The 15856-nt window shown below is 60.5% G+C and carries 17 protein-coding genes and 1 riboswitch; of the genes, 3 read left to right on the top strand and 14 right to left on the bottom strand.

Translation table 11 applies throughout. From position 1 onward, the window contains the following. Positions 1 to 92: 92 nt before the first annotated feature. Positions 93 to 208: riboswitch (glycine riboswitch) on the bottom strand. Positions 209 to 715: 507 nt separating this feature from the next. Beyond that, complete coding sequence (locus AACT07_RS00715; protein ID WP_058056704.1) at positions 716 to 1882, top strand: type III PLP-dependent enzyme; 1167 nt, start codon at positions 716 to 718, stop codon at positions 1880 to 1882. Positions 1883 to 1970: 88 nt separating this feature from the next. Here the strand turns inward: AACT07_RS00715 and AACT07_RS00710 are convergent, their stop codons facing one another. Next, positions 1971 to 2939: a calcium/sodium antiporter gene (locus AACT07_RS00710; protein WP_005343920.1), complete on the bottom strand. Its 969-nt coding sequence runs from the start codon at positions 2937 to 2939 to the stop codon at positions 1971 to 1973. Positions 2940 to 3065: 126 nt separating this feature from the next. After that, complete coding sequence (locus AACT07_RS00705) at positions 3066 to 3539, bottom strand: peroxiredoxin (RefSeq protein WP_069526298.1); 474 nt, start codon at positions 3537 to 3539, stop codon at positions 3066 to 3068. A gap of 155 nt (positions 3540 to 3694) precedes the next feature. Here AACT07_RS00705 and AACT07_RS00700 point away from each other — a divergent pair, with 155 nt between their 5' ends. Beyond that, complete coding sequence (locus tag AACT07_RS00700; RefSeq protein ID WP_069526297.1) at positions 3695 to 4621, top strand: phenylacetate--CoA ligase family protein; 927 nt, start codon at positions 3695 to 3697, stop codon at positions 4619 to 4621. Between the two features lie 83 nt (positions 4622 to 4704). On the opposite strand, the gene yfcD is transcribed toward AACT07_RS00700, so the two are convergent. Continuing rightward, positions 4705 to 5187 (bottom strand): NUDIX hydrolase YfcD, encoded by a 483-nt coding sequence (gene yfcD, locus AACT07_RS00695; RefSeq protein ID WP_069526296.1) that lies wholly within the window; start codon positions 5185 to 5187, stop codon positions 4705 to 4707. A gap of 203 nt (positions 5188 to 5390) precedes the next feature. On the opposite strand from yfcD, the gene AACT07_RS00690 reads away from it, so the two are divergent. Further along, positions 5391 to 5609, top strand: a complete 219-nt coding sequence (locus AACT07_RS00690; RefSeq protein ID WP_005338403.1) for a DUF1107 family protein — start codon at positions 5391 to 5393, stop codon at positions 5607 to 5609. Between the two features lie 52 nt (positions 5610 to 5661). On the opposite strand, the gene AACT07_RS00685 is transcribed toward AACT07_RS00690, so the two are convergent. From AACT07_RS00685 to AACT07_RS00635, 11 genes are all read right to left on the bottom strand, one after another. Continuing rightward, positions 5662 to 5976 carry a DUF2845 domain-containing protein gene (locus tag AACT07_RS00685; RefSeq protein ID WP_069526295.1) on the bottom strand — a complete coding sequence of 105 codons (315 nt, stop codon included), beginning with the start codon at positions 5974 to 5976 and terminating at the stop codon, positions 5662 to 5664. A 188-nt stretch (positions 5977 to 6164) separates the two neighbouring features. Next, complete coding sequence (locus AACT07_RS00680; protein ID WP_005338405.1) at positions 6165 to 6776, bottom strand: FKBP-type peptidyl-prolyl cis-trans isomerase; 612 nt, start codon at positions 6774 to 6776, stop codon at positions 6165 to 6167. A 150-nt stretch (positions 6777 to 6926) separates the two neighbouring features. Continuing rightward, entirely contained in the window at positions 6927 to 7652 is a 726-nt protein-coding gene (locus tag AACT07_RS00675; RefSeq protein WP_069526294.1) for a copper homeostasis protein CutC, read from the bottom strand. Positions 7653 to 7693: 41 nt separating this feature from the next. Next, positions 7694 to 8596, bottom strand: coding sequence for an ROK family protein (locus AACT07_RS00670; RefSeq protein WP_069526293.1), 903 nt, complete (start codon positions 8594 to 8596; stop codon positions 7694 to 7696). A 108-nt stretch (positions 8597 to 8704) separates the two neighbouring features. Continuing rightward, entirely contained in the window at positions 8705 to 9211 is a 507-nt protein-coding gene (locus AACT07_RS00665; protein ID WP_069526292.1) for a GNAT family N-acetyltransferase, read from the bottom strand. Continuing rightward, on the bottom strand, positions 9199 to 10005 hold the full coding sequence (locus AACT07_RS00660; RefSeq protein WP_005338409.1) for a M48 family metallopeptidase: 807 nt from the start codon (positions 10003 to 10005) through the stop codon (positions 9199 to 9201). The genes AACT07_RS00665 and AACT07_RS00660 overlap by 13 nt, the downstream gene beginning before the upstream one ends. Before the next feature lie 181 nt (positions 10006 to 10186). Continuing rightward, a complete protein-coding gene (locus AACT07_RS00655) occupies positions 10187 to 11161 on the bottom strand; it encodes a PstS family phosphate ABC transporter substrate-binding protein (protein ID WP_005338411.1) in 975 nt (324 codons plus the stop codon). A gap of 178 nt (positions 11162 to 11339) precedes the next feature. Continuing rightward, positions 11340 to 12635 (bottom strand): phosphate regulon sensor histidine kinase PhoR, encoded by a 1296-nt coding sequence (gene phoR / locus AACT07_RS00650; protein WP_069526291.1) that lies wholly within the window; start codon positions 12633 to 12635, stop codon positions 11340 to 11342. Between the two features lie 8 nt (positions 12636 to 12643). After that, on the bottom strand, positions 12644 to 13333 hold the full coding sequence (phoB, locus tag AACT07_RS00645; protein WP_005338414.1) for a phosphate regulon transcriptional regulator PhoB: 690 nt from the start codon (positions 13331 to 13333) through the stop codon (positions 12644 to 12646). A 101-nt stretch (positions 13334 to 13434) separates the two neighbouring features. Next, on the bottom strand, positions 13435 to 13845 hold the full coding sequence (locus AACT07_RS00640) for a VOC family protein (RefSeq protein ID WP_069526290.1): 411 nt from the start codon (positions 13843 to 13845) through the stop codon (positions 13435 to 13437). A 129-nt stretch (positions 13846 to 13974) separates the two neighbouring features. Then, positions 13975 to 15654, bottom strand: coding sequence for a sigma-54-dependent Fis family transcriptional regulator (locus AACT07_RS00635; RefSeq protein WP_069526289.1), 1680 nt, complete (start codon positions 15652 to 15654; stop codon positions 13975 to 13977). Positions 15655 to 15856 lie beyond the last annotated feature (202 nt).

Here is a 15856-nt window from a genome sequence, read left to right as displayed (position 1 = left end):
AACAGAAATTAAGGAGGAGAAGGATGATCTTCCCATAGGTGTCGCGATCGGCCAGAGGCGATCGGATGCGGGCCAAGCCCAGGTACAACCATCCCATCCCCTCTGTCCTTTTGCCTGAGAGTTTCCGGCGCCAGCCTGCCCTTGCGGGTAGTCATGGTGCCTTGCTCCTTCGGCGCCCGATTTAACGGGTCTCTCCAGAGTATCGTCCAGTAGCAGTCCACACCGGTTGCCCGGTACCTGAAAGATTCACTTCTTCGGTGGATGGTTGCCCATCGCTCTCCTGCTACCTTCATCCGAACTAGTTTGGATTAGGAAGTCGGCATGTTAATCCAAAAAATGTGAGCTGTCTCGCACTTGGCCGCCCCCATTTATATTTTTTTAGTGACCACCAGAATTGCAGCAAGAATGTTAAATGTTAGTTAACTATCAACAAGTTAGGCTTTCACGGATCAAATGTGGCCCAAACGGGAAAAATGGCGGATAGAGAACAGTGATCCCTCTCGTTTCGCCAAGAAAATCTTGCCGACATATCCAATCAAAATGCTTGCACACAGAATCAATAAGCCGATAATCCGCTGCATAACCAAGCACTTTGCTATCAATTTATGCACTGTGTTCGGTTGGTCCCACCGGACCGCTCGCCTGACCCGGCCGTCGCCGGTTCAATCGCATATGGCTTGGGCATATCACGCCCCCTAAGGATGACCAAAAGAGAATGAACGACGCCCTGGTTGCAAAAGATGTGGTCGCACAAGATTACCGTCAGCTGGTTGAACAATTCGGCTCCCCCCTGCTGCTGCTCGACAAGGCAGCCGTCCGCAAACAGTATCGGGCCCTGGCCGCCGCCCTGCCCGATGTACGATTGCACTATGCACTCAAACCCCTGCCCCATGAGGCGGTGGTCTCTGTCTTGAAGGAAGAGGGGGCCTGTTTCGATCTGGCCACCAATGGCGAAGTGGATCTGGTGCGCAGTCAGGGGGTTCGCCCGGGACGTTGCATTCATACCCATCCCATCAAGCGCGACAGCGATATCCGTTATGCGCTGGAGTTTGGCTGCACAGTGTTTGTCTACGACAACCCGCTGGAGCTGGAAAAGTTCATTCCCTACAAGGACGAAGTGAAACTGCTGCTGCGGGTCAGCTTCCCCAACCCCGAGACCAAGGTCGATCTCTCCAAAAAGTTCGGCTGCACTCCGGAGCAGGCGCTGCCACTGCTGCAACTGGCCCACGCCAAGGGGATCAAGGTGATGGGGCTGTCGTTCCACGTCGGCTCCCAGGTACCCCACGCCCGTCGCCATGTGCAGGCCATCGACGCCTGCCGCGAGATCATGGAGCAGGCCTGGGCGCTTGGGCTCAAGCCCTGGGTGCTGGATATCGGCGGCGGTTTCCCTGTGGATTATGAAGGGGGCGAGTTCGATATCGACGGTTTCTGCGCGCCGATCCGCGAAGCGCTGGCCAAGCTGCCCGCTACCGTGCAGAAGATTGCCGAACCGGGCCGCTTTATCAGCGCGCCGGCCATGACTTCGGTATCCAGCGTGATGGGCAAGGCCCACCGTGGCGACAAGATCTGGTACTACCTGGATGACGGCCTCTACGGCAGCTACAACGGCCAGCTCTATGACCACGTCACCTATCCGGTGAGCACGCCTTATGCCAGTGGCGAGCAGCACAACTCGGTGCTCTCCGGCCCCACCTGCGACAGCGTGGATGTGATCCGCGATGGCATCATGTTGCCGGATCTGGCTATCGGCGAGTTGGTGGTTGGCAAGGTGATGGGCGCCTACACCTGGGCCTCCGCCTCCACCTTCAACTTCTTCCCCAAGGCCAGCATCCTCATTCTGGACAGCAGCCAGAAGGGGCAGAAGCTGGTGGCAGTAGCCTGAGCACACCGCTCGCTCGCCAACAGGTTCACTGGGCAAAAACAAGAGGGGGAAGCTTGCGCTTCCCCCTCTCTCATTTCACCAACCCCTATCAAATAAACTGACTGGTCAGCAGCCAGCCGGTGTAGGCGACGAAGCAGGTCAGCAGCACGCCCCCCTCCAGCCGGTTGATGCGGCCCTGCCCCTTGCGGCCCAGACACATCACCAGCAGCAGCAGAGTCAGCCCCATCATGATGCTCCAGTCACGGGTGAGCACCTCCGGCGCCACATCGAGCGGGTGGATGCCCGCCGCGATCCCCACCACCGCCAGGGTGTTGAACAGGTTGGAGCCGAGCACGTTGCCAAGGGCCAGATCATGCTCGTTCTTGCGAATGGCAATGAGGGACGAGGCCAGCTCTGGCAGGGAAGTTCCTACCGCGACTATGGTGAGACCAATCACCAGATCGCTGATACCGAGCGCCTGAGCGATGGTCACCGCCCCCCAGACCAGCAGACGGGAAGCACCGATCAGCAGCACCAGCCCGACCACCAGCCAGAAGATAGCGCTCTTGAGGGACATTCCCTCGCTCTCGATATCCTCAGCGGTCTCGGTATCCAGCGCATCTCCCTTGCCATTCATGCCAGCCCAGATGGACCAGCCCATCAGGGCAACGAAGACGGCCCCCAGAATGACCGCATCCATCCGGCCCAGATGACCATCAATCAGCAGGGCGCCGGAGAGCAGGGTAATACCGAGCAGGATCGGGATCTCCTTGCGCACAACCTGAGAGGCCACCGCGATAGGGCTGATCAGTGCTGTCAGACCCAGGATCAGCGCGATATTGGTGATGTTGGAGCCATAGGCATTGCCAAGCGCCAACCCGGGATTGCCCTGTGACGCCGCCAGCGCCGAGACCACCATCTCCGGGGCCGAGGTACCAAAACCGATGATCACCATGCCGATCAGCAGCGGCGGCATCCCCGCATAACGGGCAGTGGCGGCGGCACCGTCGACAAACTTGTCTGCACTCCAGACCAGCAGCGCCAGTCCGGCAATCAGGGCAACAAAAGCCAGGGTCATAGGATCTTCATCTCTTGTTATCTGCAACGAAGCGCCAGCCCGAACGGGCAGGCACCATGGGAAAGTGGCGCCAGTGTAGCTGTGCCACCTCCCATTTCAAGGGGAAATCAAACCGTGATTAACATTTCACAGTGCAGCCAGCAGGCTCGCGGCATCGGAGACCTCAAACTTGCCCGGCGCCTCCACAAACAGCTGCTCGACCACACCATCGTTGGCGATCAACGCAAAGCGCTGGGCGCGCACGCCGCCAAAGGCACCGGTCTCCTTGGCAAGGCCCAGCGCCCGGGTCCAGCTGCCATCGCCATCCGCCAGCATGGTGATCGCCTCTGCATTCTGGGCCATCTGCCAGGCCCGCATCACGAAAGCGTCGTTGACCGACAGACAACAGATGGCATCCACCCCTTTGGCCATAAACTGATCGGCCAGCACCACATAGCCGGGCAGATGGGCATTGGAGCAGGTGGGAGTAAAGGCGCCGGGTACCGCAAACAGCACCACTTTTTTACCGGCGAACAGCGTCTGGCTATCCCGCAGTTGCTTGCCCTCGGCGGTGATAAAGGTAAATTCGCCCGCAGGCAGGGGTTGTCCTACAGCAATCATGATTTCTCGTCCTGAGTCGTGATGGGAAGTCGCCAGTTTATCCCAGAGTGACGATGCCGCCTAACAGCGGCTCTGAGCCTGACCATGGATAGCGGCAGGCATTTTCCCCTTGGGCAGACTACTCTTGAGCTGGTTTCACGGCGCCAGGAGGCCCCATGCAACACTATTACGATGGTCTGGAAATTCGTCCCCCCGCCATGCGCGAACAGCAGCAACTGGACCAGCTCAATCATCAGCTTACCCATGTCAGTCAATATTGCGCCGGTTACTCCAGCGCCTATCGCCAGTGCCGCCTCGAGGACCTGGCAGAGCTGGCCACCCTGCCACTGCTCGATAGCAAAGAGCTCTTTGCCGCTCAGCAAGCTCATCCCCCCTTTGCCGGTCTCACCGGCCGTCCGGCCAGTCAGGCGCTGCGGGTCTTCTCCTGTCCGGGCCAGCTGGCCATACCCGAGTATGCGGGTGCTGACTGGTGGGGCGCCGCCCGGGCGCTGTTTGCCGCCGGTTTCAAGGCGGGGGAAGTGATGCTCAACGGCCACGACTATCATGCTGGCCCCACCGCCTTTATCTTCGATAACGGCGCCCGCCAGCTGGGGGCTCCCGTGGTACCCTGCGGGCCCCACGATACCCAGCGCCAGCTGGAGGCACTGCTGCGCTATCAACCCACCGGCTATGTCGGCCCGCTGGTGACCCTGCTCGACCTGCTGGAAGCGGCCGAAGCGGCGGAGATCCCGAGCGACTCGCTGCGCCGCGCCCTACTGTGCGAAGCCACCCATCCTGAAACGGCACCACTGCGCGCCATTCATGGCATTGCGGCCCTCAACTGTCTGGTGTGGCAGGATGTGGGGGTGGTAGCCTACGAGAGTCAGCCCGGTCAGGGCTTTATCGTCAACGAGAGCTGCATCATCGAGATCATCGATCCCGCCAGCGGCAATCCCGTGAGTGGCGATGAAACAGGCCAGCTGGTGGTGACCCGGCTCGATCTGGAGTATCCGCTGCTGCGGCTAGCCACCGACTGGCAAGGTCACTGGCTCGCCAAACCGAGCGCTTGCGGGCGCACCAACCGGCGCCTCAAGCTGGTGTAGCAGACCAAGTAAATGCACAAAGGCAGACGGGCAGCCATCAGGCTGCCCGTCTTGTCTCTGGAGAAGAGAATATATGAAGTTGGTCAGCGTCTCGCCTGCCAGGTGGCGATGGCGAGCAGGGAGTCGGGGGTAAATTCGCTGGCGCGCTCGGCAATCTCGGCCAGGCTCATCCAGTGCACCGCGCTCACCTCTTCGGCCTGCAACTGCAGCGGACCCTGATAACGGCAACTGAAGAGGCCACCCCAGACCCGGTAGCCCTCCCCTTCTGCATAAAAGCTGCCAAAGCCCTGCAGAGGAACATCCATAATCCCCAGCTCTTCGGCCAGCTCGCGGCGGGCGGAGCGCTCCATCTCCTCACCGGTGGTGACCACACCACCGGCGCAGGCATCCAGCATGCCGGGGCAGAAATCCTTGATGAGGGTGCGTCGCTGCACCAGGATCCGATCCGCGTCGTCGAGCACCAGAATATAGCTGGCACGATGGCAGAGATTCTCCCGCCGCACCTCGGCTCGCTCGGCCACGCCAATCACCCGGTTATTCTCGTCCACCACATCAACCCATTCCACGCACAGGCCCTTTTATTTGTTCCATTCAAGCCCGCAGTATATCGGTGCGGTGGTTTGCCATGGCACAACTTTTTCTATGACACCGTCAATTTGCCGAACCCATCAGCAAAATAAGGATTCATGCAAATCTTTACAAACCGTCATCTCAGTGTCATCGACCGACACCATAGTGTGCCCTGTCCAGGCAATCAGGGAACCGTGTGATGAAGGTATTCAAGCAGTTATCCCCACGGCAGATCGCTCGCTACATCAAGAGCTTTCATCGAGGCTATTTTGCCATCGAGTCGCTGGGGACATTTGAATTCAACGCGGGCAGGATCAGCCTCCATGGCCTGACCTGCCGCCAGCGGCTAAGACTGGCTCGCCAGATCAATCTGGCTGTCAGACAACTTGGTCACCGCGACCCCTTGCCGGACATGTGAGTCAAAGGGTCTTGCCCTACTGTCTGTTGTGCATCCATGCTTTGCCCGCCGGCTACTGGCCGCGCGGGCCATTTTCGATATCGGTAATGATGCCGTTGCGCACCGTCACAAAGCGCATGAACTCGTTCTTGCCGAAGTTGTAGGTCCAGCGTTCACCATATTTGACCTGCACCATGTTGCCAAACTGGTTCTCCTCGTTGCGGTTGAGCTCTTCACGCAACATCGGCTCACCGCACTTGAGCAGCATCTCGGCGGTACTGTCACCCTCGGTGATCAGGGCGTTCTTGCAGCGCATGGCATCAGCACTGGCCGGAATGCTCAGCAGCAACAGAGCAAGCCCCGCTACTTTCTTCATCTTCTTGCTCATCGGGTTCTCCTTATCCTCTCTAATGAGTCGCAGTATGCCTGTTCCCGTTTCTGAAAAAACCAGTAAAAAGCGCAAAAGTGCCGCCCTTTTCTGCTCTCCAGCCCGCTGGTCGCGACAAATGCTGTCTATCACATAGCCCAAAAACAAACGGCGACCCGAGGGTCGCCGTTTGCATCAAGCCAGCAGGATCACAGGATGTCCAGCAGCTCGACTTCAAATACCAGTGCAGAGTAAGGCGGGATGGAGCCCGCGCCACGGGCACCGTAGGCCAGATCGTGGGGGATGTAGAGCTTCCACTTGGAACCAACCGGCATCAGCTGCAGCGCTTCAACCCAGCCAGCGATCACGCCGGTCACCGGGAATTCAGCCGGCTGGCCGCGAGCAACGGAGCTGTCGAATACACCACCGTGGGTGAAGGTACCGTGGTAGTGCACACGCACGGACTGACCGGCTACCGGAACGGCACCGTTGCCTTCTACCAGCACTTCGTACTGCAGACCGGAGTCGGTCACCTTCACTTCAGCGCGCTTGGCGTTGTCAGCCAGGAAGGCTTCGCCGTCAGCAGCGGCGGCCTTGGCGGCGGCTTCCTGCTCTTCTTGCATACGCGCAGTGATCACCTGGAAGGCATCATTGATATCGTCACGGCTGACCGCGAACTCCAGACCATTCAGGGCATCTGCCAGACCTTGTTGCAGGGCCGGGATATCCAGACCGGCGAAGGCTTGCTGCGCCAGCTGATCACCCATGTTGCGGCCGATGCCATAGCTGGCCTTCTGTTCGATAGAGTCGTATTGGGACATTGAGATGTTGCTCCAGATCCATGTAGTAAAGAGGCGGGATAATATCAGACTTTTGGCCGGGGTGCTGCCGGGGGCGCCCCTGATTTCCCCGTCAGTGGGAGGAACTTCACACAAGATGCGGATGAACGCCGCCCAACGGCGGCGATCTGCTTAACCGCGATCCAGCAAGACTCTGACCGCAGCCACCTTGGCGCCATCGGTGATATTGACCCGACCATCATCCGAAGTGCCCATATTCACTCCGTGCGGCACCATGCCACCGCGCCAGCCCATGCCGGACATATGCACTTCGCTCACTCCGGTGAACTCGATGATGGTACGCACATTGTCGGCATTGACCCCGGCCCCCGGCATCAGGCTGGCACGCCCCGCCAGCGCCTGCTGCATCTCTTGCAGGGTTTCCAACCCAGCCAACGCGGTCGGCGCATGGCCCGAGCTCAGAATGCGCTCGCAACCGGCCGCGACTATGGTCTCCAGATCGAGGCGCCAGTCGGAGGAGAGGTCGATGGCGCGATGGAAGGTGACCCCCAACGATCCTGCTGCATCCACCAGCTGTTTGAGCTTGGCGGCAGGCACCCGTCCCTCCTCATCCAGCAAACCGACCACCACCCCTTGCAGCCCCGCAGCGCGTGCCGCCGCGATATCTTGCAGCATCATCTCGAACTCGCCGTCGTTGAAACAAAAATCCCCGGCGCGCGGGCGGATCATCGCATAAACCGGCACGGTGGCATGGCGGGCCGCCTGCTGCATAAAACCGTAGGAGGGGGTCAGGCCGCCCAGACCCAGCGCAGAGCAGAGCTCGATGCGATCTGCCCCGGATTGCTGGGCAGTAAACAGGGATTCCAGGTTGTCGATACAGATTTCAAGACGGGTCATGAGGACTCCTTTTTCGGGGAGATCAGACCCCACATCTGATCTCATAGATTGAGCAAGGCTGCGCCGCGTACACCGCCGGCGCCGCCGAAGCGGGCCTGACGGATCTCGGGCAGGGCGACCCCGGGCAGCAAGTGACCGGGCAGACGCAGCGGCAGCTGTTCATAGAGGGCGGGCAGGCCGCTCAGGCCGCCCCCCAACACCACCACCTCGGGATCAATCACCGAAATGGCGGTGGCAAGCCCGGCAGCCATGATCTCCAGCCAGCAGTCGACCGTCTCGACCGCATGGGGTTCATGGGCCTCGAAGCGCCCCACAATCTGGTGACCCGTGGCGCGCTGGCCATGGAAATGGTGATAGAGACGCTCCAGACCGGTGCCGGAGGCATAGGTTTCAAAACAGACCAGACGGCCGCAACCGCAACGGGGACGGGGCAACTCGGGGTACTTCATCAGCATGGTCGCGGGCAAGGGGTAGTGACCAATCTCGCCAGCCAGCCAGTTGCGCCCCTGAATAAGCTTGCCCGCCAGATAAACAGCGCCGCCGATGCCGGTACCGATGGTGACACCGAGCGCACTGCCTGCGCCGTCGGCTGCCCCTTGATGCACTTCGGACCAGAGGAAGCAGTTGGCGTCGTTATCCACCTTGACCGGCCGCTCCAGCAGCTCGGCCAGATCGGCGCCCAGATGGCGACCATTGATGGAGGGCAGATTGGCCGCCACTATGCTGTGATCCTGGCTGTTGATGACACCGGGGAAACCGATGCCGACCGAGCCCCGTGCGCCGAAGCGGGCATCCGCCTGCTCGACCCGGGAGCGGATCAGCTGCTGCAACCCCTCGTAATCGTTGCCCGGGGTGCTCAAGCGCTCCTCGTGGCAGAGGTTCAATGCACCGTCATAGACCGCGAAGGCGATCTTGGTGCCACCGATATCAAAGCCGTAATACATGCCAGCACTCCCTTGTCAGCCCGTGTTTATCCAACTCTGTTTCAAGGGGGACATTGTATTAATTCGCAAAAAAAATAAAGTGACCAAAGGCGAAAAACGGGAGAGTGATCAGAGCAAACGGCTCATTTGTCGCTGCAGGCAGGGCTGCCCGAGGCTTATCAGGGTGCGCTCTTCGCCATCAAAGACAAAGCCGCGGCGCAGGTAGAACCCCTCGCCAATGTGGTTGCCATCGAGCAGCCACAATTTGACGCTATGGCAACCGGCGCGGCGCATCTGCATCGCCACCGCCTGCCACAGCCGTTTGCCATAGCCTTGTCGCCAGTGGTCGGGATGGAGGTAAAAAGCGCGGATCAGGGCGCTGCTCTGCCCCGCTTCCTGCAGTGGTTGCCAGTAGAGCAGGCCGATCACCACCTCGTCGAGACAAAGCAGCATGGGCCTGGGACCCGGCTCGGCCAGACGGCTCTGCCAGATCTGCAGATGAGCGGTGACATCGAGCTGTTCCAGCATGTCGGCGCCGAGCACCTGGCCATAGGCAGCGAGCCAGCTGGCTCGCTGCATCACCGTCATGGCAGCAGCATCGTCGCTGCGCGCCATGCGCAGGCTTATGCCTTGCATTGGGGCACCAGACCGTTGGCGCGGGCCTGCTCATAGAGCGGCAACACTTGCGCCTGTTGCGCCTGCAACTCGGCGATCCGGTTCTCGTTGCTCGGGTGGGTGGAGAGCAGTTGCGGCGGCGTGTTGCCACCGGCAGCGGCACTCATGTTTTGCCACAGGGGGATTGCCTCGGCCGGATTGAACCCGGCGCGCGCCATCAGCTCAAGCCCCAGCCGATCCGCTTCGCTCTCCTGAGTACGGCCATAGGGCAACATCACCCCCACCTCAACCCCGAGGCCAAGGGCGGCCATGGTGGCGCCGCGATACTCGCTGGTGCCCATGGCAATGTCGGCGGCCGCCAGACCGATCCCCGCCAGCTGGCTGCGCGAGAGTCGTTCGTTGGAGTGCTGGGCCAGTACGTGAGTCAGCTCGTGACCGATGACGGTCGCCAACTGATCCTGATTCTTGGCCACCTTGAGCAGGCCGCTGTAGACCCCGATCTTGCCGCCGGGTAGGGCGAAGGCGTTGACCTGTTTGGAGTCAAACACCACCACTTCCCAGTTGGTGATGCCATAGCTGGCCGGCACCTGGGCGGTCACCGCCTTGGCGACACAGGAGACATAGGCGTTGAGTTTGGCATCCTTGCTCACCTTCTCCTGCTTCTTCATTTGTTCGAAGGAGTCGGCGCCCAGCTGGTTCATCTGCTGGGGAGAGTAGAGCAGCATCTGGCTGCGGCCGGTCGGCGACTGGGCGCAGGCGACCAGCAGGGAACTACAGAGGGCTACCATGCCAAACTTGGTGAGGGACGCAATCATGAAGGGATCCTTTGCCATAAAGTTGCCCTATTCTCGGAAATGCCGCCCTGCTAAGCAAGGGAGCCAGCCCCCGGCTGGCGGAAAAATATCCATCCAGCGCTATTAACAAAACTGACAGCCGACAAAAACAAAACGAGCCCGCTTGGGGCTCGTTTTATCAGGGCATGCTGACTGCAGGCAGTTACATGATACCCAGCTTTTTCAGGTCAGCCTGTACCACCTTGGCCGGCACCGGCACGTAGCCATCTTTGGCAACGATGTTCTGGCCTGCTTTGGAGAGCATCATCTTGACGAACTCTTGCTCCATCGGGGAGAGCGGCTTGTTCGGATGCTTGTTCACGTAAACGTACAGGAAGCGTGACAGCGGATACTTGCCGGTGATGGCGTTATCGGAGGTCGCTTCGATGAAGGTCTTGCCATCTTTGGAGAGCGGTACTGCACGCACGCCGGAGGTGACATAACCGATACCGGAGTAGCCGATGCCGTTCAGGGAGGCAGAGACAGACTGCACCACGGAGGCAGAACCCGGCTGCTCGTTCACGCCGCTCTTGAAGTCGCCGTTACACAGGGCGTGCTCCTTGAAGTAACCGTAGGTACCGGATACGGAGTTGCGACCGAACAGTTGCAGATCCTTAGAGGACCAGTTGCCGTCCAGACCCAGATCAGACCACTTGGTGGCAGCCTTGGCTTCGCCGCACTTGAGGGTGCTGGAGAAGATGGCATCGATCTGCGGCATGGTCAGCCCCTTGATGGGGTTGTCCTTGTTGACGAACACCGCCAGGGCATCGACTGCGACACGGATGGCAGTCGGCTTGTAGCCGTAACGCTTCTCGAATGCTTCCTCTTCACCAGCCTTCATGGCACGGCTCATCGGGCCGAACTGGGCAACACCTTCGGTCAGGGCAGTCGGGGCGGTAGAAGAACCGGCGGCCTGGATCTGCACGTTGACGTTGGGGTACAAGCGCTTAAATTCTTCGGCCCACAGGGTCATCATGTTGGCCAGAGTGTCAGAGCCGACAGAGGACAGGTTGCCCGAAATGCCGCTGGTCGGTGTGTAATCCGGCAGGTCTTTATCCACACCGGCAGCCAGGGCGCTGACAGAAAACAGGGTTGCTGCGGTGAATCCGATTACACCAGCCAGTTTGTTGAGTTTCATCCAATCTCTCCAAAGTTACAGAAGGTCCGTTCTTAAGACGGCGCCAGTATCTGACCTGGCAGTGACAAATTTATGGATTTAATGTGACACTTTAATGACATGGCGACAGATTTGAACAAATGAAAAGAGGGCCCGTTCAAAGGCCCTCTTTTTGCAGCTAACCCATTGCCATAAAAGACTATTTAATCAACACCATGCGGCTCGGGATGAGAAAGCTGAAGCGGCTGCCAAGGCCGACCCGGCTCTCGATATCGAGCTGGCAGTCATGATGACTGAGGGCATGCTTGACGATGGCAAGGCCCAAGCCTGAGCCGCCGGTGTGGCGGGAACGGGCCTTGTCGACCCGATAGAACCGCTCGGTCAGCCGCGCCAGATGCTCTGGGGCAATCCCCTCCCCTTCATCGCTCACGGCAAACAGCGCCATCGCCCCCTGCTTGCGCCACTCCACGGTAATTTTTCGCCCCGCCGGGGTGTAGTGAATGGCGTTGTAGACCAGGTTGGAGACGGCACTGCGCAGCTGCTCCTGATCCCCGCGCACCAGAAGATTGGGCTGCACCACAAATTCGAGCTGGTGGGCCCGTTCGCCCGAGAGTGCCCGCGCCTCCTGCTCCAGCAGCCCCAGCATGGCAGGCATGTCCACCAGATGGGAGAGATCCACGGTCGGGGCCGCCTCGATACGGGAGAGGGTGAGCAGCTGATTGACCAGATTATCCATCCGGATAGTCTGCTCCATCATCACCCGATGCGCCTTGGCCCACATGGCGGGCGGGGGCGGCTCCTCGGTCATCTCCAGATAGCCCTTGAGCACGGTCAGCGGGGTGCGCAGCTCGTGAGAGACGTTGGAGACGAAGTGCTTGCGGGTCTTCTCGAGACTGCGCAAGCGGGTGACATCCCGCACCACCAGCATCGCCTGATCCGAGGCGTAGGGCATGATGCGAAACTCGAGAAACTTCTCCTCATTGACCGGGGAGTGCATCTCGAGGGGCTCGTCATACGCTCCCTTGCCCAGATAGGCGTTAAAGGCCGGATTGCGAATGAGGTTGCCGATATGCTGGCCGGCATCCTCCGGCCAGCGAAAACCGAGCAGTTGCTCCGCCAGCCGGTTGCACCAGAGGATACTGCCATCGGTGCGAAACACCACGGCGGCATCGGGCAGCGCCTCGGCACCCTCCCGGAAGCGGCGGATCAGCCCCGCCAGCTCGCGGCGACGGGCACGGTGACGCTGCTGCAACTTGTAGATACCGTTGAAGATGTACTCCCAGCTGCCATTGCCGCTGGGGGGCACCAGGCTGCGGTCGTGCCACAGCCAGTCAGAGAGCCGCTTCTGGAAGCGATAGTGCCAGCCCAGATGCAACACGGCCGCCACCAACAGGCAGAGGGCAAGATGATCAATCAACCAGCCAACCAATGCGAAGGGGGCGTAAAAAAACGCCATTCGCCACAACTGTCGCCGCCAGGCGTAAGGTTGCAACATAACTGCCTCTAGAGACGGGTTGAGAAGCGGTATCCGGCTCCACGCACCGTCTGGATCAATCTGTCGTGCCCTGTCTCTTCAATCGCCTTGCGCAGGCGACGAATATGCACATCCACGGTTCTGTCCTCGACGTACACATTGGTACCCCAGACATTGTTGAGCAGCTGCTCACGGCTGTAGACCCGCTCGGGGTGAGTCATGAAGAAGTGAAGCAGCTTGAATTCGGTCGGCCCCATGTCGAGCGCCTTCTCTTCGGCACTGACCCGGTGGGAGACAGGATCGAGTTTCAGCCCCTGCACCTCGATCACCTCATCCACCGAGGTGGGCGACACGCGGCGCATCACCGCATGGAGGCGAGCGGTCAGCTCCTTGGGCGAGAACGGCTTGGTGATATAGTCGTCGGCACCGGCCTCCAGACCACGCACCTTGTCCTCCTCTTCACCGCGAGCGGTGAGCATCACCACCGGGATCTGGCGCGTCACCTCATCCTGCTTGAGCTGCTTGATAAACTGGATGCCACTGCCGCCCGGCATCATCCAGTCGAGCACGATGAGTTCGGGGTAGGGTTCGCGCACCTTCGCCAGTCCATCGGCGTAATCTTCCGCTTCAATCGTCTCATATCCCTTCTGCTCCAACACGAAGCAGAGCATTTCGCGGATCGGTGCTTCGTCCTCGACCACCAGAATTCGCTTAGCCATTCCCTTCTCTCTCCTCTGTGAAGATGGGTGCGCCAATTATTAGAATTTTCTGTGACACTTTTATGACTTTATGACAGGCGGGATGATAAACGTTTTCAGATTCAGTTGGCAGCAGTACGTTGCAACAAGTCCCACCGGTTGCCGCTGATATCCTCAAACACCACCACGGTGCCATAAGGCTCGTCGCGGGGCAGTTCACAAAAATGAACACCGTACGCCTGCATGCGCTGGTAATCCCCCCAGAAATCAGTGGTCTCGAGGAACAGAAATACCCGGCTACCGCCCTGCTGGCCGATGGCGGCCTGCTGCTGCGCATTGGCCGCTTGTGCCAGCAGCAGCGCGGAACCGGGAGCGCCTTTGGGAGCAACCCGTACCCAGCGCTTGCCCGGTTTGCCCGGCTCGTCGAGCCGGGTGTCTTCCAGGAGCGCAAAGCCAAGTCCCTCGGTAAAAAAGCGAATGGCCTGATCGTAATCAGCCACCAGCAGGGTCAGCGCCCCTATGTGTTGTGACATGGCAGAAAATCCTCAACGGATGAGTCAACGGGCGCAATGCCCCGGCCAGGGCGCATCATAGCGGCTGGACGGGCAGGGCTCCAGCCGTCATCTGCTGCTTGAAAACAACCGGTGAGAGGAATCGAAAACTCAGAGCGCCTCACGCAGCGCCCGGTAGAGGGTGGTGCGACTGATGCCGAGCTGGCGCGCCGCCTCGCTCACGTTGCCCCCGCACGCCGCCAGCGTTTGCTGTACCTGCCGCCGGTTTTGTTCACGCAAACTGGTCGCCTCCCCCATCGGCAAGACGCCGGGCTCTGTGGCCACACTGGGCAGATGCAGGTGGGCGGGTTCTATCCAACCCAACCCCTCTGCCAGCACACAGGCCACTTCCAGTGCCTGCTTGAGCTGGCGCACGTTGCCGGGCAGCGGATGGGCCAGCAGCTGTTGCTCCGCATCGCGGGTCAGACGCAGGGTCGGGTCCATCTCCGCCAACAGTCGCAGGATCAACCCCAGACGCTCAGCGGCAGGCCAACGGCGCAGCGGCATCAGCTGCTGGCGCCAGCCGCAGATCCGGTAATAGAGGTCTTCGCGAAATGCGCCACTCTGCACCATGGCCGCCAGATCCCGGTGGCTGGCACTGACCAGCCAGAAATCCACCGCCTCCGGCTTGTGGCTGCCAACCGGTGTCACGCTGCGCTCCTGCAACACCCTCAGCAGTCGGGTTTGAGCCTGCAGCGGCAGTTCGCCAATTTCATCGAGCATCAGCATGCCACCATGGGCTGCACGCAGATAACCCTGACTGCCCTGACTGCGGGCACCGCTGAAAGCCCCGCCCACATAGCCAAACAGCTCGGCTTCCACCAGATCTGCTGGCAACGCGCCACAGTTGACGCACACCAGTGGCTGCTCCCGCCGACTCGACGCTCGGTGCAGGGCCCGCACCAGATGCTCTTTACCGCTGCCAGTCTCCCCCTCTATAAGCAGCGAAATGCCGCGCTCCAGCATCTTGAGCGGCACCTGCTGCGGATGTGGCACCGGGCTTGAGTGACCCGGCAGCACGGCGCGGGAAAAGGTCTCGTCCGCTTCTGGCACCAGCCGCAAGCCACGCCCCTCGCGCAGCAGTTGTCTGCCATCGAAAGGGTGCTGGCCGAGCCAGAGCCGGCCTGCCCGGTTGGCGCCGAGCAGTTCCCCCTCCTCTCCCAGCAACAGGCGAGCGGACCAGAGGCTCTGGGGCTCGAGATCCACCAGCCAGCCCGGCTGACGCGCCAAGAGTGCATTTTCCAGCGTCATCGCCAGCAGCCGCACCGTGCCCAGCATGTCACCGTCGTGGTGGGCAGCATCGGTGGAGATATCGAGTACGCCCAGCAATTGCCCGTCCGGCCCGAGCAACGGACAGGCGCTGCAACTGAGGAAGCTGTGCTGGGCGAAGAAGTGCTGATTGCCGAGCACCTGCACTTCGCTCTGCTCGGCCAGCGCAGTACCGATGGCGTTGGTGCCCTTGCTCGCCTCCCCCCAGCGGGCGCCACTGCGCAAAAAGATACGCTCGGCATGGCGGGCGAACCCCTCATCACCACTGGCGGCCAGAATGGCCCCCTCACCGTCACACAACAACAGGCGACAGGGGCGACCCGCCAGCAACTGGGCAAACAGCGGCAGCACGAAGCGCTGGAAGCAGGCGATCAGCGCCCTGTGCTGCTCCTGACGGGCCGACAGCTCCCCCTGGGGCAGCAAGTCCAGATCAGCGCTCTGCTGGCGGCTCAGCCCCTGATGCAGGCAACGCTGCCAGGAACGCTGGATCGGACCGGGACCGGGTTGAAGTGACTCACTCATCACGCCTCCTGTTCACAAACAGCACGACTGTCTCGGCCACTGTCCAGAAACGGTACAGTTTTATCGCAGTAGTCGTGGTCATTGGTTAACCAAGATACGCTGCCACACCCCATTTGATAACGTTTTTGTAACCTTCCACCTGCTGGTCAGACCCTTTGGCACGCCCCTTGCGATATCAGCTGGCAACCGGTCTGTCAGCCAG

The organism is Aeromonas sp. ANP5, assembly GCF_963870295.1.
In the GTDB taxonomy this organism is placed as follows: domain Bacteria; phylum Pseudomonadota; class Gammaproteobacteria; order Enterobacterales; family Aeromonadaceae; genus Aeromonas; species Aeromonas veronii.
The sequence above is the reverse complement of the archived record's forward strand: the minus strand, read 5'-3'. Positions and strand labels throughout refer to the sequence as shown.